Consider the following 18,371-nt stretch of genomic DNA (forward strand, 5'->3'; position numbering starts at 1 on the left):
TTAATTTTTTTTGCTTTAAGTTCAATACGTAACAAAATTTGGATGAAATTTTCTGCTCGTTTCAATAGATTAAATAGCATGAGTTTTAGATCAAGAAGTATTATCTCTCATCACTTGCTTTACCCATTCTGCGGGAATCTTCTTCCGAGAGAAGGTAGAATTTATCAAAATTATAATATATAACCCCCTCTTTAATGGAGAGGGTTAACTTGAGGAAATGCTTAGCTTAACAAATACATTACCTTACATGATAAAGTACATATGCCACCGATGCAGTTAATTTTCTCACCATATCTAAGTGCAAGAATTCATTAGGACCATGAGCATTGGAATGAGGGCCCAAAACTCCGGTAATCATAAATTGAGCATCTGGGAATTTCTTACCTAACATCCCCATGAAAGGAATAGTACCCCCTTCTCCCAAATAAGCAGCTGGCTTTCCATAGTAAGCCATTGAAGCCGCATCGGCCGCTTGTTCTAACCAAGAAGCAAGTTGAGGCGCATTCCACCCCTGTGAACCATCTCCGATATTAAAACTCACTTTAGCTTGATACGGTGGTTCTTTAGTTAATACATCGTGCATCACTGTTGCTGCAAGTCTAGGGTTTACTAAAGGGGGCAAACGCATAGATAATTTTAGTGCAGTTTTTGGTCGTAAAACATTGCCTGCGTTCTCTATAGAAGGAAATCCATCAGCTCCGGTGACAGTTAACGCAGGTCTCCATGTCCGATTTAGAATCAATTGAGTCTTATTCTTCGTTAACGGCTCAACTCCTTCATGCAAGGGAAATTCTGCATAAACAGACTCTCCTAATACTTGAGCACACTGGTCTGCTTGTTTTATTCGTTCTTCGGGAATATCACAATACAACTCGGATAGTTTTATTTCTCCTGAAATCTCATCCTCAATACGACTAATTAATTGCCGAGCGACGCGAAAACTGTCTGCTACGATACCGCTTGCAGCACCTGAATGAACACCCTCATGGATGAGCTCAACGGATAACTCACCGACTAAGTTTCCTCGTAATGAGGTAGTCATCCACAATTGCTCGTAGTTCCCAGCTCCTGAATCAAGGCAGATCACTAACTTGGGTTTGCCAATCCGATCATTTAATTGCTCGATATAATAAGGCAGATCATAACTACCACTCTCTTCACACGCTTCGATAATCAAAACACAACGCGGGATGGGTAATCCTTGATTCTGCAAAGCACAAATTGCAGTTAATGAGGCATAGGCAGCATAACCATCATCTGCCGCTCCCCGACCATATAAACGCCCATCTTTTAACACAGGTTTCCACGGGTGCAAATCTTCATTCCATCCAGACATTTCCGGCTGTTTATCGAGATGACCATACAACAAAACGGTTTCATCAATTTCGCCAGGGATTTCAATAAAAATTAATGGAGTACGCCCCTCCAGTCTCATAATCTCCAGCATCATTCCTTTAGGAGCATGAGACTTACACCAATCAGCAATATGAGAAACTGCCTTGTCCATAAAACCATGTTCCTGCCATTTAGGATCAAAGTGAGGTGATTTATTAGGAATTTTTATGTAATCACATAAACTAGGGATAATTTCTTGTTCCCATTGATGACAAACGAATTCATACAGTGCTTGCGGATTGAACATGAACTTGCTCCTCGATAATAGCTACGAGTTGGTCTGTAGCGGACTTAATATTTAATTCATTGATTTTATTATTAATATCCCTTTTATTATTCTCCAGTTCATGTAAAGTTTGTAGTAAAATATCCGTATTCAAAGCGCTATCTTCAATCACAAGACTAATGCCTATTTTTTGAAAATAACGAGCATTTTGAATTTGATCTCCTCGGCTGACCTCAGCGGGTAAAGGAATTAAGATATGCGGTTTTCCAAGAGCTAAAATTTCATAAAGAGAATTAGCACCAGCTCGCGAAATTATAACTGATGCTGCAGCAAATAAATCAGCTAATTCTTCGTTAGCATATTCAAACTGCTTGTAGTTCTTAAGGTTAACTAAAGAAGCCTCTAGTTTTCCTTTTCCACATATATGAATAACTTGATATTCCCTGGTCAATTGGGGTAACGCCTTACGAATACTCCGATTAATAGATCCTGCTCCTAAACTGCCTCCTATAACTAATAGACAGGGTTTCTCTGCATGAAACCCACAAAGCTCACGTCCATGGTCGCTATTACCGACAAATAACTGCTTGCGGATTGGGGTTCCTGTTACTTCTATTTTATCTTGTTTTTTAAAATGCTTTTTTCCTGCCGCAAAAGTTAAACAAATTTTATTCACGAAAGGAAAACACAAACGATTTGCCAGTCCCGGACTCATATCGGACTCATGAGCCACCACCGGAATTCGATTTAACCAAGCACCTAGTACAACCGGAAATGCAACAAAACCACCCTTTGAAAAAACTACATCCGGTTTTAATTTATTAAGCAAGAAAAAAGATTGCACAATACCAAATACGATCTTAAAAGGATCGAATAAGTTTTTTAGACTTAAATACCGACGTAATTTGCCACTGCTTATGCCATAAAATGGTATTTTAAGAGGTTCTATCATTTGCTTTTCAATTCCATGAGCAGAACCTATATAAGCAATTTCCCAACCTTTATTGCTGAATTCGTGTATTAATGCCAGGTTAGGTGCCACATGCCCTGCTGTACCTCCTCCGGTAAAAACTATCATTGGCATCATAAAATATTCCTAATAAGTAAGCTTAAGTCTATAGCCTGGATTGATTTAGTAATTGCACCTACAGAAATGAAATCCACCCCTAATTGGCTAATTGTAGCAATATTTTCTAGGGTAACTCCTCCAGACACTTCTAAAGCACAACATTTGGGCTGATTTATTTTAATCGCCTCTTCAAGCATATGATGATTAAAATTATCCAGCATAATTCTATCAGGGCGAGCACCAATTGCTTCACGTAACTCATCCAGAGTTTCAACTTCCACTTCAACTAATACATTTTTATAATTTTTTCTTGCCAATGCAACGGCTTGTGCCACCGAACCACAGGCTTTGATGTGATTTTCTTTAATTAAAATAGCATCATAAAGCCCCATACGGTGATTGAAGCCACCTCCGCAAGTCACCGCATATTTTTGTGCTGCTCTTAATCCAGGAAGTGTTTTCCGGGTATCGAGTAATCGAGTCTGTGTACCACGAAGCTGTTGCGCATAATGATAGGTTTGGGTAGCCGTAGCAGACAGCGTTTGTAGAAAATTCAAGGCAGTACGCTCTCCAGTTAAGACGCTTCGTGCTGGGCCATATAACCTACATAAAGTAGTCGGAGCCTCTAACCATTCTCCTTCAGTAACTTGCCACTCTAGTTTGACTTGATTATCAAGTTGATTAAATACTTCATTCACCCAACGTTGGCCGCATACAACCATAGCTTCTCGGGAGATAATTTCTGCTTCAGCTCGAAGATCAGCGGATAATAAAGTTGCAGTAATATCTCCATCACCTACATCTTCGTGTAAAGCACGGGTCACCTCTGTCTCTATCTGTAAAGAAGTTTTACTCATGTAATTTTCCTGTCTTTCTGAGCGTAACGTATTTTTAATAAAAGAGGAGCAATAAATGTCGTCACCATGACCATTAAAACAATTGCTGAAAATAAATCATCAGAAATAACACCTAAAGTTCGACCAATCGAAGCGAAAACTAACCCGACTTCACCGCGGGGTAGCATGCCGATACCAATTAGTAGACGATCATTTGAGGAGCGCGCGCCATATCCACTCACTAGCTTGCCAATCACTGCTGCAATGGTTAAACCTGTGGCCAAAACAATTACATTTAAGTGATAAAAACTCTCTAATTTCACTTGGATGCCAATTACCACAAAAAACATAGGAGCTAAGATAGACTCTAAGGGCGATAATAAATGATAAATACTCCGATTTTCTTGTTGGCTTAAAGGTACGCCATCAAAATAGTCATCATGAAGAAGGACTCCGGCAGTGAATGCCCCAATAATTGTGGCAAGTTCAAGCACTGAAGCTAACCAAGAAAGAGTCATGATGAACAAGAAGGAAATGAATAATTTTGCTTCCCAAGGCTCGAGAAAACGAAAAAAATGAATCGCCTTGCGTAAAACAATGGGACCTAAAAATAAGCTGCCTGAAAAAAAGAGCATTGCGCTTACGATAATACGCAATACAATCATAAGATCTACTACCCCACTAATCACTAAGGAGCTGACGACAGCTAAAATAATTAGGCCCAAGACATCATCTAACATTGCCGCACCCAATATAGTCCTTGCTTCTTTAGTGCGTAATTTTTTCATTTCGGTAAGCACCCGTGCAGTAATTCCGATACTGGTTGCACTCAAGGTCGCCGCAATGAATAAATCGGATTGGTAGGAGGCATCGGGCATCAATAAATAAACGGTACCAAATCCTAAAAACATTGGGGCAATCACACCAATCAAAGCAACAATAAGCGAATCGCGACCTGTATGTTTCATTTCCTCTAGCGAGCTTTCCAACCCCACCATAAATAGCAGAAAAATAACCCCATATCTTGAAAAAATATCAACTATATAAGCAATTTTGAGATAATCGGAACCATGCGGTCCACTCAAAGCACCTACAACTTGCTGTGCATAATTTGGGTTAGGAATAACCGAACTAACTGCCTGATTTAATGGCACTCCATGAAGTATTTCCTTAACGGCATCAAAAATTGAGGAACCTTCTCGTAATAAAATTGCTAAGGGGGATCCGTAATAATAGAATAAATTTCCAATAAGAATTCCTATGAGCAATTCCCCAAGTACGCTAGGCTGATTGATGCGTCTTGCCGTATAACGGCCAATAATTGCAAAGAAAAAAATAGTAGTAACGCCGAGTAAAACAAATGCAACCGGATCAGCATGGCTAGCCTCAGGAGAAGCAAAAGCAATAACAGGGATTATTCCTGCAATTAGAAGCAACCATTTTAAAACTTGCATTAATATTTTATACCTCGCTAAAGCTATGATAATTAGACTGGAGTAGAAGACCTCTTTACAAATTTAAGATCACTGTTCCATACACGTAATGAGGCTTCTATTCTGCAGCTTAGGCCACAAATTTTGATTGCTTAAACTGCGAATAGGTTTTTTTGTGCTCAGGCTTCTCAGTTACATTGACTTCCACCCAATTCTATTGCTTTGCCAAAAATAAACATGTTTCTAAAACTGAATCTGGGTTAAGTGAAACGCTTTCTATCCCTTCTTTCATTAACCATTGAGCAAAGTCTTGATGATCCGAGGGACCTTGTCCACAGATGCCTATATATTTGTTAGCCTTTTTACATGCAGTAATTGCCATATGCAAAAGAAGCTTCACTGCTTCATTACGTTCATCAAATTGAGCTGCGATTAATCCTGAATCCCTATCTAATCCTAAGGTCAACTGCGTTAAATCATTAGAACCTATAGAAAACCCATCAAAATGCTCTAAGAATTCTTTAGCTAATAATGCATTGGAAGGTAATTCGCACATCATAATCACCCGTAACCCATGCTTACCTCGCTCAAGTCCATGTTGCTTCAAAACTTGAATTACATTAGCCGCCTCATCTACTGTTCGTACGAATGGAATCATGACTTCTACGTTAGTTAAACCCATATCTTCGCGAACCCGTCGTACGGCTTTACATTCCAAAGCAAAACATTCTGCAAATGACTCAGAAACATATCGTGATGCACCTCTAAAACCCAACATTGGATTTTCTTCATGCGGCTCATATAAATTTCCACCGACAAGATTTGCATATTCATTTGATTTAAAGTCTGACAATCTTACAATGACTGGTTTTGGATAAAACGCAGCAGCAATCGTTGCGATTCCTTCCTTCAAGCGCTCAATATAGTATTCAACGGGAGAATTATAAGCTGCTGTTTTTTCAGTAATGAATTGCTTTAATTCCTTATCTTCCAATTGATCAAAATCAAGTAAGGCACGGGGATGGATCCCAATCGTATTGGAAATTAAAAATTCCAAACGCGCCAAACCTACTCCTGAGTTAGGTATGGATTGAAATGTAAAGGCTCTTTCAGGGTTACCTACATTCAACATAATTTTCATTGGCAATTCAGGCATGGTGTCTACATCAAGACGTGCTTGTTCGTATGGCAACAATCCTTCATAAACGTAGCCGTTATCTCCCTCCGCACAGCTGACCGTAACCTCATCACCGTCACGTATCGTTTTCGTGGCATCCCCACAGCCCACTACGGCCGGAATACCCAATTCACGAGCAATAATAGCCGCATGACATGTTCTACCACCACGATTAGTCACAATAGCGGCAGCACGTTTCATTACGGGTTCCCAATCAGGATCCGTCATATCGGAAATCAACACATCACCAGGTTGCACCCGATCCATTTCATTTACATCTTTAATAATTCTTGCCTTACCTTGGCCTATACGTTGTCCGATACTTCGTCCTTCAGCCAACACTTTACCTTTTTGTTGTAAGGTATAGCGCTCCAATATTTGTTTATTGTCTCGGCTTTTAACGGTTTCCGGACGAGCTTGCAAAATATATAATTGACCATTTAAACCATCTTTTGCCCACTCTATATCCATCGGTCTACCATAATGTTTTTCAATAATTATGGCTTGATGAGCTAAAAGCTCTACTTCACTTTGCGTTAAAGAAAACAGTAATCTCTCTTTCGGATCAACCTCTACGGTTTTAACTCGTTCTGGCTTGCTGAGATCATCATTGTAGATCATTTTTAGAGCTTTACTTCCGAGATTTCTTCGAATAACCGCAGGTCTTCCTGCTAGGATACCTGGTTTATGTACGTAATACTCATCAGGATTGACTGCTCCTTGGACAACCATCTCTCCCAAACCATAAGAAGATGTAATAAATACCACTTGATCAAAACCAGACTCAGTATCCATAGTAAACATCACACCACTTACAGCCATATCACTGCGAATCATTTGTTGAATACCCGCGGATAAAGCTACTTCATGGTGAGCAAACTGATGGTGAGTACGATAAGTAATCGCTCTATCGTTAAAAAGTGATGCGAAAACATGTTTTATCGAGAGCAAAACTTGATCAATTCCTTTGACGTTTAAAAAAGTTTCTTGTTGACCCGCAAATGATGCATCCGGTAAATCTTCAGCTGTGGCTGATGAGCGAACGGCTACACTGAAATTATCATGGCCGATGGACTGTGACAGCTGGTCATAAGCCTCTCGAACAGCACGTTCAAAATCAGGGGTAAATGGTGTATTAACAATCATTTCTCTGATTTCTTTCCCAATAACCGCTAATTGCTGTACATTGTCTGCATCTAAAGAAGCCAATTTTGCATAGATTTTTTTATCTAAATTATCTTGAGACAGAAATTCTCTGAACGAATCCGCAGTAGTCGCAAATCCACCCGGAACAGATACGCCTGCTGAGGATAAATGACTGATCATCTCTCCAAGGGAAGCATTTTTTCCACCAACCTGCTCTAGGTCATGCATGCCAAGATGTGCTAAATCAATAATATGTGTTTTGACCGTCATAACTACCCCAAGTCCATAAAATGATAATCATTTTACTTAAAATGTGGGGCTATGGGAAATAGAAACTTTAGTTACCCGAAACATTAGTACTCATATCCCAGAATAAAGTAGTTTTTAAGCTACTCCTGAGCATGAGTACCGATATTTGAATGAGATTATGCATTACATGCAATTAATGCTTGGGAAAATTCTTTATGGAAATTGGCGTTACCTAAAAGTTTAATAATACCGCCCTTACGCAACTTTTCCTCTACCAGGGGATTAGCCCCACTTAAAATGACTCTCACATTACGTTCCTGCAAATCTTCAATAATTTCTTCTAAAGTTTGTAACCCCGTAACATCCATAAAGGGAACCCAGCGCATTCTAATAATTAAAGTTTTAGGATCGGTATGAGTTACAGCTAAAGCATGTTGGAATGCTTCCGCTGCTCCAAAGAAAAAAGGCCCTTCTACAGCATAAACCAATACCCCATCGGGTAAGGTTTCTATATTTTGGCGTGCCAATTCATGTGCTAATTCTTCCTGAGTCATTTGCTGCACCTCAACACTGGTCGCCATTCCCCGTATGAAGTGTAATATAGCTATAATTACGCCAATATTTACTGCGACTACCAAATCCACAAACACTGTAAGGAAAAAGGTAACCAACAAAATCACTACATCAGCTTTTGGAGCACACTTAATTAATTTAATGAAATGTTTTACTTCACTCATATTCCAAGCCACCACAAATAAAACTGCGGCCAATACGGTAAGTGGGATATTCACGGCCAAAGGAGCTAGAAAAAGAATAATTAAAATTAAAGTGAGCGCATGGATGATACCCGCTAAAGGGCTATTACCCCCATTACGAATGTTTGTCGCAGTACGTGCAATCGCTCCGGTTGCTGCGAATCCTCCAAACAAGGGTGCAAAAATATTTGCAATTCCCTGGCCGAGTAACTCCCGATTGGAATTGTGTTTTGTACCGGCCATCCCATCCGCTACAACTGCTGATAAAAGCGACTCTATAGCACCAAGCATCGCGATAGTAAACGCTGGGCCAATCAACTCAATCACTCGATCGATTGTCAAGTTGGGTAATTTAAATTCAGGTAGGCCTTGAGGTATCCCACCAAATAAGGAACCTATAGTCGCAACTCCAGAAAAATGACAAACCGATTGCAATCCTGTCACAATTAATAGAGCCACGAGAGGACCTGGAACACGCTTCAGTCCAGGAATTTTATTTGCAAAAATGACGGTGAAGAGTGAAAAAAAGCCTAAAATGGTTGTAGTTGTATTAAGCTGAGGGAGAGTCTGTATTAAATACCATAATTTTTCATGAAAATGACCGCTTCCTCCTGAAGGAAGACCAAAAAAGTAATGCCATTGCCCTACCCAGATGACTACGCCAATACCTGCCGTAAAACCAATAATCACTGGAGCAGGTATAAACTTGATAATGCCTCCCAGACGAGCAAGGCCAAAAAATAACAACATGAACCCGGCGAGTATCGTTGAAATTTGTAAGCCAGAAACTCCATACTTCGCTGTGATACCTGACAGCACTACAATAAAAGCTCCGGTTGGGCCAGCGATTTGTAACCGGCTTCCTCCCATAATAGAAACAATCAAACCAGCAATAATTGCTGTATAAATCCCTTGTTCTGGTCTCACACCCGAAGCAATAGCAAATGCCATTGCTAAAGGCAAAGCGACAACCCCTACGATAATTCCGGAGATAATATTTTGGAGCCAATACTTCTTCTGAAACAAGCCTGCTTGATAGGATTCAATGATTGTTTTCATGAAATGCCGTGATTCATTTTTAAAAATGAAATCATTATACACAATCATATTAAAAAAATATCAATTTCTGATAAAATTCCTCACTTTAATTCACATCTGCTCGCGCATCTAATATTATATGTGCTTTACCATTAGGGCTAGCTACTTATGACTCTTACTGCTTTAAATGCGATCTCTCCAATCGACGGGCGTTATATTAATAAAACACGGGCTTTGAGTCCTTATTTTAGTGAATTCGCCTTAATTTATTATCGCCTGACTGTAGAAATCCGCTGGCTTGAATCTTTAGCAGCTAATCAAGCTATTACCGAGGTCCCCCCATTAGATCAAAAGACTAAACAGTTCCTCAATAATCTGATTACCAATTTTGATGAGGATGAAGCTCTTAAAATTAAGGAATTTGAGCGACAGACAAATCATGATGTGAAAGCAATTGAATATTATTTAAAAGACAAATTCCAACATCATGCTACTTTGAAGGCCATTACTGCCTTTATTCATTTCGCATGCACTTCAGAAGACATCAATAATTTAGCTTATGCATTAATGGTAAAACAGGCCATTGCCCAGGTCATTCAACCTACCCTTGCTGAAATTATGGGTGGCATTACGCTGCTTGGTAAGCAACATGCTGATGTGCCTATGTTATCCAGAACCCATGGCCAACCAGCAACTCCCACAACCATGGGCAAGGAGTTAGTCAATTTTGTCGCTCGACTCAAAAGACCCCAACAGCAATTATGTGAAGTCTTGATTCCTGGTAAATTCAATGGTGCTGTTGGTAACTATAACGCCCATACTATTGCTTATCCCGAGGTAGATTGGCGAAAACATTGTGCTAACTTTGTTACATCACTGGGTTTATCTTTCAATGCTTATACGACCCAAATTGAGCCACATGACGGTTTGGCAGAAGTATCACAAATTATGGTGCGTATTAACAATATATTGCTCGACTATACTCAAGACATTTGGAGTTATATTTCTCTTGGCTACTTTAAACAAAAAACTGTAGCTGAAGAAGTGGGATCCTCCACCATGCCTCATAAAGTTAATCCCATTGACTTTGAAAATGCAGAAGGAAATTTAGGGATGGCCAATGCTCTATTTATTCATTTTGCCAATAAGCTTACTCAATCACGATTACAACGAGATTTATCAGATTCTACTGTATTGCGTAATATAGGGATGGCGTTTTCTTATAGCCTAATTGCCTACTTATCTCTAGCAAAAGGCAATGATAAATTACAAATAAATAAACGTGCTTTACAAGAGGATTTAAAGGCAAATTGGGAAGTATTGGCAGAAGCAGTACAAACCATGATGCGACGTTATAATTTGCCTGATGCATATGAACAATTAAAATCGTTAACCCGTGGCCATGGAATTGATGAGCAAAGTCTCAAACAATTCATTCAAGAGTTAGCAATACCTGAAAAAGCCAAAGAGCAATTACTAAAACTTACCCCAGAGAACTATACGGGCCTAGCAACCCAGTTAGTAAAGGCCTTTTTATGAGTAATATGCTCTCCCAACAAGGGCAAACCTTTGAATTTGATGTCCTTGTTATGGGTACAGGGCTGGCAGGACTGCAATATTGTTTACAGCTTATCAGCCTGCAACCCCGATTAAAAATTGCTCTGATCAGTAAGGCTGAAGCGATTGAGTGTAACAGTCGCTATGCTCAAGGTGGAATTGCTGCTGTTTTTTCTGCAGAAGACTCCTTAGAATCACACATTTCGGATACTTTGGTAGCCGGCGATGGATTGTGTTATTTACCCGCAGTTGAATTCATAATTCGACAAGGTCCCGACATGATAAAACAACTGGGCCAGTATAATGTCCACTTTAAACAAGACAACAAAGGAAGTTTTCATCTTGCAAAAGAAGGCGGGCATTCACACCGACGTATTTTTAATTGCGGTGATCAAACCGGTTTATCGATTACGCAAACAATGAATCAGTTGGCAAAACAACAGCCCCAAATTCATTTTTTTGAGCATCACGTCGCTGTAAACCTAATTACTTATTACCATCCCCATCGTACCGACATTCAAGGAGAGATTTTAGGAGCTTATGTTCTGGATTGTGCCGCAAATCGAATTCATACTTTTTTAGCCAACTGTGTGGTGTTAGCAACAGGCGGTGCAGGTAAAACCTACCGGTATACGACCAATCCCATGGTTGCGACCGGAGATGGCGTGGCGATGGCATATCGAGCTGGGGCTCGTGTTGGGAATATGGAATTTTACCAATTCCACCCTACTCTTCTGCATCATCATACTTTAAATAATTTCCTCATCTCAGAAGCGGTACGCGGAGAAGGTGCTTTCCTTAAAAACGCTGAAACAGGCGAACGATTCATGAAACGTTATGCTCCAGAGCAAATGGAGCTGTCAACACGTGATGTAGTCGCACGTGCTATTTTTAGTGAGATTGAACGCAGTCAAATGGGATATGTTTATCTTGATATTACCCATCAGTCCAAAGAATTCTTAAAAAAACGTTTTCCACAAATTTATGCGACATTATTATCCATTGGCATTGATATGAGCCAAGATATGATTCCGGTTGTCCCCGCGGCCCATTATCAGTGTGGGGGTGTACTAACAGACATTGATGGACGTACTGATTTAAAACGACTTTACGCCATTGGCGAAGTTGCTTTTACAGGGTTACATGGCGCCAATCGTCTCGCAAGTAATTCGTTGCTCGAAGCATTAGTCATGGGATCCAATGCAGCTCGGTGTACTTTAAAAGATATTTCTGCTCCTTGGAAATACTCGGAACATATTCCAAATTGGAGCGCGCCCAGTGAAGTCAACGCCAGACGTGCCAGCCAAATCAATGCACAGTGGCGTGGCCTAAGAGGAGAAATGACTTCTTATGCGGGCATTGTGCGAACAGAGGCAGGACTTGAAGATCTACTACAATTAATAATGAAGCGTAAAAAAATAATTGAAGAATATTATTGGAAGCATTCCATCACTCGAGATTTTATTGAGCTAAGAAATATTATTCTCAATGCTGAATTAATTGTAAGGGCAGCTCTAGCAAGACGAGAATCACGTGGGGGACACTTTCGTGAAGATTATCCGAATAAAAAAGCCGAGGCACAAGAAAGCATTGCTAAACTTGGTCTGATGGATACTTCACCAGAATAATAAATTAGCCTGGGTAGCGAAAGTATAACCAAGCTACAATATACTTAAGAGATCAGTTTAAATTGAATTGAGGCCAATAGATGTTTAAAAACTCCACACTTTACAAACCTGAAGCCACATTAATGCACATCAGAAATGATATGAGCATTTGTCAGAGTGACTACCCAATTGACTGGTATCAAGAAGAGTTTATTCCATATGCCCAGGAATACCAAGCTCTTCCAGATCGAAAACTTACGACCGTTTTAGCATGGATGACTCCTTATCTTAAAAAAGCTCAGGATCATTTTGGTGAGCGATTACTCCTTTTAGCTCATTATTACATGGGTGGGGATATTGTTCGCCTGGTTGAACAATTTGGAGGACTTATCGGTGACTCCTATCAATTAGCTTTGATGGCAGCGGAACACCCGGAAAAATCCGTCATCATTGAATCTGCAGTGCATTTCATGGCGGAATCAATTAGTATTTTGGCGAATAAAAACCAACACGTTTATATCACCAATCCTAAGTCCGGTTGCACAATGGAAATGCTTGCCAAAGATTTCATGGTTGAACCTGCTTTCCTTGATTTGAATGAGCGGTATGGTTCCGAAAATATTTTACCGGTTTGCTATATGAACACATCAGGTCGAGTCAAGGCGTTGACTGGTGCTCAAGGTGGAGCCGTTTGCACAAGTTCCAACGTAAAAAAAATATTTCAATGGGCACTAAAACAAAATAAAAAGATTCTTTTTATTCCGGATCAACATATGGGTGAAAACGTCGCCTATTGGTTAGGGATAAAAAATCTTGCCTATTGGCCGGGTGGAACTGCTGGAGCTCAATATTCACTTGCGAATCAAGATTCAAAAACTTTAAAACAGTTTGATGAAGCACAGTTAATATTATTCGCAAGCCAATGCGCCGTGCATACCCATTATCAACCCGAAATGTGCGATTATTGGCATAATCAAGGATACACCACAATCGTTCATCCAGAATGCCGAAACTCCGTAATTAAAATAGCACAACACTCAGGTTCCACAGCGTTCATCTGGGATTATGTAGTTCATGATCGCGCCAAAACCAAACGTTATGCTATTGGTACCGAAAATCACATGGTAGAAAATCTAAAACAACACTGTAAAAGTTTGAATATAGACGTAGTTAACTTAGCGGAAGCCCCTAACAAAGAAAATGAAAAAGGAATAGGTTGTGGCTGCGCTACGATGTCACGCAACGACCCCCCGCATCTGGTTGCACTGGTCGATTTACTTAGACAAGGAAAAACCATGTCTTATAATGAAGTTAAAGCTGGTGATGTAGTCAATGAATTTACCGGAAGTAGAAACAGATTGCCTGAACAGGATCAGCAATGGGTTATCAATAATGCTAAAAAGTCCCTCCAAATGATGATCGATATCACTGAGGATCGTATTTAAGCCTCTAAAATATAATTGGATTAATTTTAAGCCCGGATGTTCGATCCGGGCTACAATTATCCCACTAATAGCCGAGTGATAAATGCTTAATGACAAGCACAAGAAGGTGATTGTACACCGTCCTTACATCTTAAATAACCTGTAGATGTATCACATTGAGCTACTCCTCCATGTTTTGAACAACAGCCTTTAGCACTTGTAGTTGTTGTGGTAGTTGATTTAGTTTTAGTAGCGGGTGTAGTAGTTGATTTTCCACCCCACCAGCTTTTTGATTTCGTTGTTGTCGTTGTAGTGGTTGCTGGAGCTGTTTTTTTAATGGTACGGGATTTTATAGTAGTTGTACTCTTGGTTTTCTTACACTTACACGAGGGAGAAGCGGTACCATCCTTACACATCTGGACTCCAGTAGTACCATTACAAGAAGCAACTCCCCCATGACCTGAACAACAAGCAGCATAGGCTCCAATCACTGGACTGCTCATTAAAAAAAGAACTGCTATAAATCGATTTGCCCATCTTGAAGCTAAATTAGCATTTTTCATTTGCAAACTCCATTTCAGTAAATGACATTAAATAATATAGACCATATTTATTAAAGCCATGATATTGAATGGAACTTCAGAAAACTTAAAAACTTGCAAAATCATATGAAGGTCTAGCTCATGTTGTATAAAATTGGCATTGCTCTAATCCTTGCGTACAGACGAAGCCTCCCATGGTATCAATCCAATTATAGTCAAGACGCGATGGAATTTTGGTACGCACTTGCCACCAAATTGAGTAATCGCCTGCTGAATTTCTATAAGTGCAAACCACTCCTTGACCATATCCAGCAATTAAAATATTTGCCCGTAGGAAATAAGTATCTTTATCCCCCTGTGGGCGATTAGGTGAATAGGGATTCTCTTCCCAAGGAGGTGGAGGAATACCCCATTTTAAAGATGTGCTTTGTGGATCTGGGCAATTCACTGCATAACTAAGAGTCATCAGCTGTGCAAGAAAAAAACTAAAAATAATAAAATGATATCTCTTCACAAATCCCTCTTTAATCCTTCGTTATTTTTTAAATAATATATACAAAAATCCATTGTGAGAATTTATTTCTTTGTTATAATGGCCGCTCAAATGCCTGGGTGGCGGAATTGGTAGACGCGCCGGATTCAAAATCCGGTGGTGGTGACACCGTGTGGGTTCGAGTCCCACCCTAGGTACCATAATTTATTCTCTTATTATTCCCTCTCTTATTAAAATTTTTCATAATAAATTCATAAAGACATCGCATCCTCAAGCCTAATTGTATTCATCTAAATTTCGTATTCACTTAACTTTAATCCCTCTTCCTAATATTACATTTAGATAATTTAAATTAATTGTTCTATATTTAACCTTATAGGTGAATGTTTAATCGTTAAAAGGAATAGGTGATCATTATGAATAAAAAGGTATCGAGCGACTATGAAGCGCTTCTAAAGCATGTAACTCAAAGTAAAAATATGGATCTCCCTCTTACAATTACACAAAAAGAGGCAGAGGCCATTTTACATGTCGTTCATGACGTGGGCGGAGAACCCGATGGTCCACTTGATAAATCGGAACATAAAACTGCTTTCTGGGAAAAAAGTACTCATTGTGTTGCAGAGTGTTTGGCTTGGCGTGGACATTGGTGTTCTGAAGAAAGACGTCGTCGGGAGAATGATTTGGGTGAAACCATATATTTCGCCACCCCTTACTATGCACGTTGGTTGTTGGCTATAGCAAAGATGCTAATTGAAAAAGGTTTGATTACTCCAGATGAGTTAATTCAGAAAATGGATGTAATCCGTCGACGGGAGGGATATATCAAATGAATAAATTTAAGATTGGTGATCGTGTCATTGTTAAAGATTTACCCTCATTATTTCATACACGGACACAGGGTTATACCCGCAACCATATAGGTGAAGTTGTTATGTTAAGACCAGATTGGGTTATTCCTGAGGATGAAGCCTGGGGACGAGAAGATGGTCGAGCTGAACCTTTTTATATGGTTCGATTTAAACTTGCTGATTTATGGTCAGATTATACAGGAGAGCCAATTGATACCTTAGAAACAGAGTTTTCTGAGCGTTGGCTTGACTTTCCACCAGACAAATAAATCAGGATAACTTAAAGAGAGGATGCTATGAGCAAGCAACATGAACATGAGCATGAGCATGATAAAATCGAAGAGAACGATGAAGCTTATGAATTTACTGTTTTAGAGGCTACTATTAGAGAATTAGCCATTGAAAAAGGGTTATTTTCGGCCGAAGATTATCGTCGATTTATGGAATGGCATGATGATATGGAGTCCTCCAAAGGCGGAGCACGAGTTGTGGCGCGTGCCTGGGTCGATCCGGAATTTAAAAAGCGACTGCTCGCAGATGGCGTAGCGGCCTGTAAAGAGTTGGGCATTGATTGGCTTAGACCAACTGGTTCTGGTACTCCCAGTGATTATACTTATTTCGTTGTCTATGAAAATACACCAAAATTGCATAATACAATGGTTTGCACCTTGTGTTCTTGCTACCCGAGGCCTGTATTAGGGTTTGCACCAGCTTGGTATGAACGGCCTAATTATAGACGCCGCTTAGTTCGATGGCCACGAGAGGTGTTGGCTGAATTCGGTACTATAATTCCGCCTGATGTAGAAGTGCGTGTGCATGATTCGAATCAGAAATCGCGCTTTATGATGTTACCTTTGCGACCTAAAGGCACGGAAGATTGGAGTGAAGAAAAATTAGCAACAATCGTGACTCGAGATACGATGATAGGAGTATCCATTCCTCGTATTGATTGGACATCATCATCAACTCCAGGAAAATAACCACATGATTGAAAAATGTCGTGAGGATTTATTATCCCTACTTTACGCCGCGGGCCAGGGACATATCGATATAATAAAACGGTTTATTAAATCGGGTATGGACATTAATCAAGCTGGAAAAAATGGCATGAGCGCATTAATGGTCGCGGCGGAATATGGCCAATCTGATGTTGTAGCCGCCCTTTTAGAAGCAGGAGTAAACATAGATCAAAGTAATCATACTGGGCATACCGCTTTGATGTTTGCCGCAGAATACGGTCACGAAGACGTTGTAAACCAGTTATTAAAAGCTCGAGCTGACGCTTCACTGACTAATTATAATGGCGCAACTGCTCTAAGTCTTGCCAAAAAATATGAACATTTTACGGTAGTTAACCTATTATCAAAGCAAGATGGTATTTCCGATGAGACGTACACAGCAAATTGAACTGCTTTAACTGGGGATGATGCTGTTGTTCACTTATGTTTATGCCGATGGTGGATATCAGGATAATGCGGATGCGAATGCTTCATAAGCGGATGCACATGAGCATGAATGTGAGGCTCCTTACCGTCCCATGGGAAATCATGACTATGCTGGTGGTGTTCATCATGGAGATGAGAATGGGTATGAGCAAGCGTTTCATGCGTGTGTATATGTTGATGGTGTTCCGAGAGATGCAACCAAACACCAATGACAATTAGCACCATTGCAATCCAAAAAGAAATTGAGGTAGCCTCATGAAAAAATACAATTGCAATAAGTGCGCCGATAAATGGTGCGGTAGAAAAATAAGCTCCGGTTCTTCCAGTACCAAGCTCACGTATAGCAAGCACGAATAAAACCAGGCTGGCTCCGTAACCAATAAAACCAGTTAACAAGGCATAACTCATAATTACGTAATCGGGTAATTTTATTCCCCAGGAAAGAGATATAGCGACAATTACAATTCCCGAAACGAGTCCTTTAATTCCCGCTATGAAAAAAGGGTCCCCAGCAGAAATTTTTTGAGTCAAATTATTGTCTATAGCCCAAAATAAGCATGCACCTGCGATGCAAATAAAGCCAAATATATTTTCTGGAGTCAGAGTGCCATGAGGGACAGATAATAAAATACCTCCGGCGACAATTAAAAACATACCAAGCACAATACGCTTTGTTGTATGTTCTTTAAAAATAAACCAAGCAATCAAAGCAGTAAAAACTGCTTCCAAATTCAAAAGTAAGGATGCACTTGCTGCATTTATTTGTTGCAAACCCTCCATTAATAAAATGGGACCCAGTACTCCGCCACAAATCATCGTACCTAATAACCAAAACCAATCGCCTTTTACCAGACCAGAAGGGCTAAAGCCCCGATCTTTGATCACGCGGATTATAATTAATCCTGAACCACTACCAATGTAAAGTAACCCAGCCAACAATATAGGAGAAATTTGACCAACAAGATATTTTGCGAATGGAGTACTTGCACCAAAAAATAGGGCCGCGACCAGTACGGCTAAGGTTGGAGAAGTAGCAGCAAACCTAAACAATAGATTCGTGCTATTTTTTAAGTAACGATTCAATTTTAGATACCTGTACATGGGTCATTGAATAAGTAAGAAATAAAT

Annotated in this window: 16 protein-coding genes and 1 tRNA gene; 8 read left to right on the forward strand and 9 right to left on the reverse strand. The window is 39.9% G+C overall.

Annotation, left to right across the window (positions count from 1 at the left end):
• Nucleotides 1-238: 238 nt before the first annotated feature.
• The 6 genes from ACWTE2_RS20415 to ACWTE2_RS20440 form a co-directional block, all read right to left on the reverse strand.
• Nucleotides 239-1,642, reverse strand: coding sequence for a M20 family metallopeptidase (locus ACWTE2_RS20415; protein WP_454784110.1), 1,404 nt, complete (start codon nt 1,640-1,642; stop codon nt 239-241).
• Nucleotides 1,617-2,708 carry an undecaprenyldiphospho-muramoylpentapeptide beta-N-acetylglucosaminyltransferase gene (locus ACWTE2_RS20420; RefSeq protein WP_454784111.1) on the reverse strand — a complete coding sequence of 364 codons (1,092 nt, stop codon included), beginning with the start codon at nt 2,706-2,708 and terminating at the stop codon, nt 1,617-1,619. The genes ACWTE2_RS20415 and ACWTE2_RS20420 overlap by 26 nt, the downstream gene beginning before the upstream one ends.
• A complete protein-coding gene (gene nadC, locus ACWTE2_RS20425; RefSeq protein WP_182391073.1) occupies nt 2,705-3,547 on the reverse strand; it encodes a carboxylating nicotinate-nucleotide diphosphorylase in 843 nt (280 codons plus the stop codon). Before nadC ends, ACWTE2_RS20420 begins: the two co-directional genes overlap by 4 nt.
• A complete protein-coding gene (locus ACWTE2_RS20430; RefSeq protein WP_454784112.1) occupies nt 3,544-4,980 on the reverse strand; it encodes a cation:proton antiporter in 1,437 nt (478 codons plus the stop codon). Before ACWTE2_RS20430 ends, nadC begins: the two co-directional genes overlap by 4 nt.
• 193 nt (nt 4,981-5,173) lie before the next feature.
• On the reverse strand, nt 5,174-7,552 hold the full coding sequence (gene ppsA / locus ACWTE2_RS20435) for a phosphoenolpyruvate synthase (protein ID WP_454784113.1): 2,379 nt from the start codon (nt 7,550-7,552) through the stop codon (nt 5,174-5,176).
• A gap of 155 nt (nt 7,553-7,707) precedes the next feature.
• Nucleotides 7,708-9,345 (reverse strand): SulP family inorganic anion transporter, encoded by a 1,638-nt coding sequence (locus tag ACWTE2_RS20440; protein WP_454784114.1) that lies wholly within the window; start codon nt 9,343-9,345, stop codon nt 7,708-7,710.
• Nucleotides 9,346-9,492: 147 nt separating this feature from the next.
• Between ACWTE2_RS20440 and purB the strand changes: the two genes are divergently transcribed.
• The 3 genes from purB (at nt 9,493) to nadA (ending at nt 13,933) form a co-directional block, all read left to right on the forward strand.
• A complete protein-coding gene (purB, locus tag ACWTE2_RS20445) occupies nt 9,493-10,863 on the forward strand; it encodes an adenylosuccinate lyase (RefSeq protein WP_454784115.1) in 1,371 nt (456 codons plus the stop codon).
• The gene (gene nadB, locus ACWTE2_RS20450) at nt 10,860-12,509 is read left to right on the forward strand and encodes an L-aspartate oxidase (protein WP_454784116.1); all 1,650 of its coding nucleotides are present in this window, start codon (nt 10,860-10,862) and stop codon (nt 12,507-12,509) included. The genes purB and nadB overlap by 4 nt, the downstream gene beginning before the upstream one ends.
• An 80-nt stretch (nt 12,510-12,589) precedes the next feature.
• Nucleotides 12,590-13,933 carry a quinolinate synthase NadA gene (gene nadA / locus ACWTE2_RS20455; RefSeq protein ID WP_454784117.1) on the forward strand — a complete coding sequence of 448 codons (1,344 nt, stop codon included), beginning with the start codon at nt 12,590-12,592 and terminating at the stop codon, nt 13,931-13,933.
• An 86-nt stretch (nt 13,934-14,019) separates the two neighbouring features.
• On the opposite strand, the gene ACWTE2_RS20460 is transcribed toward nadA, so the two are convergent.
• Nucleotides 14,020-14,475: a hypothetical protein gene (locus ACWTE2_RS20460; RefSeq protein ID WP_454784118.1), complete on the reverse strand. Its 456-nt coding sequence runs from the start codon at nt 14,473-14,475 to the stop codon at nt 14,020-14,022.
• 118 nt (nt 14,476-14,593) lie between these two features.
• A complete protein-coding gene (locus tag ACWTE2_RS20465; protein WP_454784436.1) occupies nt 14,594-14,920 on the reverse strand; it encodes a DUF3757 domain-containing protein in 327 nt (108 codons plus the stop codon).
• 140 nt (nt 14,921-15,060) lie between these two features.
• Here ACWTE2_RS20465 and ACWTE2_RS20470 point away from each other — a divergent pair.
• The 5 genes from ACWTE2_RS20470 (at nt 15,061) to ACWTE2_RS20490 (ending at nt 17,205) form a co-directional block, all read left to right on the forward strand.
• A tRNA-Leu gene (locus ACWTE2_RS20470) sits at nt 15,061-15,147 on the forward strand.
• Nucleotides 15,148-15,363: 216 nt separating this feature from the next.
• Nucleotides 15,364-15,780: an SH3-like domain-containing protein gene (locus tag ACWTE2_RS20475; protein ID WP_182391081.1), complete on the forward strand. Its 417-nt coding sequence runs from the start codon at nt 15,364-15,366 to the stop codon at nt 15,778-15,780.
• Nucleotides 15,777-16,067 (forward strand): SH3-like domain-containing protein, encoded by a 291-nt coding sequence (locus ACWTE2_RS20480; protein WP_182391082.1) that lies wholly within the window; start codon nt 15,777-15,779, stop codon nt 16,065-16,067. Before ACWTE2_RS20475 ends, ACWTE2_RS20480 begins: the two co-directional genes overlap by 4 nt.
• Before the next feature lie 27 nt (nt 16,068-16,094).
• Nucleotides 16,095-16,778, forward strand: a complete 684-nt coding sequence (gene scnC, locus ACWTE2_RS20485; protein WP_182391083.1) for a thiocyanate hydrolase subunit gamma — start codon at nt 16,095-16,097, stop codon at nt 16,776-16,778.
• Between the two features lie 4 nt (nt 16,779-16,782).
• Nucleotides 16,783-17,205 carry an ankyrin repeat domain-containing protein gene (locus ACWTE2_RS20490; RefSeq protein ID WP_454784119.1) on the forward strand — a complete coding sequence of 141 codons (423 nt, stop codon included), beginning with the start codon at nt 16,783-16,785 and terminating at the stop codon, nt 17,203-17,205.
• A gap of 29 nt (nt 17,206-17,234) precedes the next feature.
• On the opposite strand, the gene ACWTE2_RS20495 is transcribed toward ACWTE2_RS20490, so the two are convergent.
• Nucleotides 17,235-18,326, reverse strand: coding sequence for a DMT family transporter (locus tag ACWTE2_RS20495; protein ID WP_454784120.1), 1,092 nt, complete (start codon nt 18,324-18,326; stop codon nt 17,235-17,237).
• Nucleotides 18,327-18,371: the final 45 nt, after the last annotated feature.

The organism is Legionella nigrisilvae, assembly GCF_977063395.2.

Excerpts from the sequence above, each read along its gene's own strand:
- ACWTE2_RS20415 (WP_454784110.1), bottom strand. The coding sequence starts at position 1,642 with ATGTTCAATCCGCAAGCACTGTATGAATTCGTTTGTCATCAATGGGAA.
- ACWTE2_RS20420 (WP_454784111.1), bottom strand. The coding sequence starts at position 2,708 with ATGATGCCAATGATAGTTTTTACCGGAGGAGGTACAGCAGGGCATGTG.
- nadC (WP_182391073.1), bottom strand. The coding sequence starts at position 3,547 with ATGAGTAAAACTTCTTTACAGATAGAGACAGAGGTGACCCGTGCTTTA.
- ACWTE2_RS20430 (WP_454784112.1), bottom strand. The coding sequence starts at position 4,980 with ATGCAAGTTTTAAAATGGTTGCTTCTAATTGCAGGAATAATCCCTGTT.
- ppsA (WP_454784113.1), bottom strand. The coding sequence starts at position 7,552 with ATGACGGTCAAAACACATATTATTGATTTAGCACATCTTGGCATGCAT.
- ACWTE2_RS20440 (WP_454784114.1), bottom strand. The coding sequence starts at position 9,345 with ATGAAAACAATCATTGAATCCTATCAAGCAGGCTTGTTTCAGAAGAAG.
- purB (WP_454784115.1), top strand. The coding sequence starts at position 9,493 with ATGACTCTTACTGCTTTAAATGCGATCTCTCCAATCGACGGGCGTTAT.
- nadB (WP_454784116.1), top strand. The coding sequence starts at position 10,860 with ATGAGTAATATGCTCTCCCAACAAGGGCAAACCTTTGAATTTGATGTC.
- nadA (WP_454784117.1), top strand. The coding sequence starts at position 12,590 with ATGTTTAAAAACTCCACACTTTACAAACCTGAAGCCACATTAATGCAC.
- ACWTE2_RS20460 (WP_454784118.1), bottom strand. The coding sequence starts at position 14,475 with ATGAAAAATGCTAATTTAGCTTCAAGATGGGCAAATCGATTTATAGCA.
- ACWTE2_RS20465 (WP_454784436.1), bottom strand. The coding sequence starts at position 14,920 with ATGACTCTTAGTTATGCAGTGAATTGCCCAGATCCACAAAGCACATCT.
- ACWTE2_RS20475 (WP_182391081.1), top strand. The coding sequence starts at position 15,364 with ATGAATAAAAAGGTATCGAGCGACTATGAAGCGCTTCTAAAGCATGTA.
- ACWTE2_RS20480 (WP_182391082.1), top strand. The coding sequence starts at position 15,777 with ATGAATAAATTTAAGATTGGTGATCGTGTCATTGTTAAAGATTTACCC.
- scnC (WP_182391083.1), top strand. The coding sequence starts at position 16,095 with ATGAGCAAGCAACATGAACATGAGCATGAGCATGATAAAATCGAAGAG.
- ACWTE2_RS20490 (WP_454784119.1), top strand. The coding sequence starts at position 16,783 with ATGATTGAAAAATGTCGTGAGGATTTATTATCCCTACTTTACGCCGCG.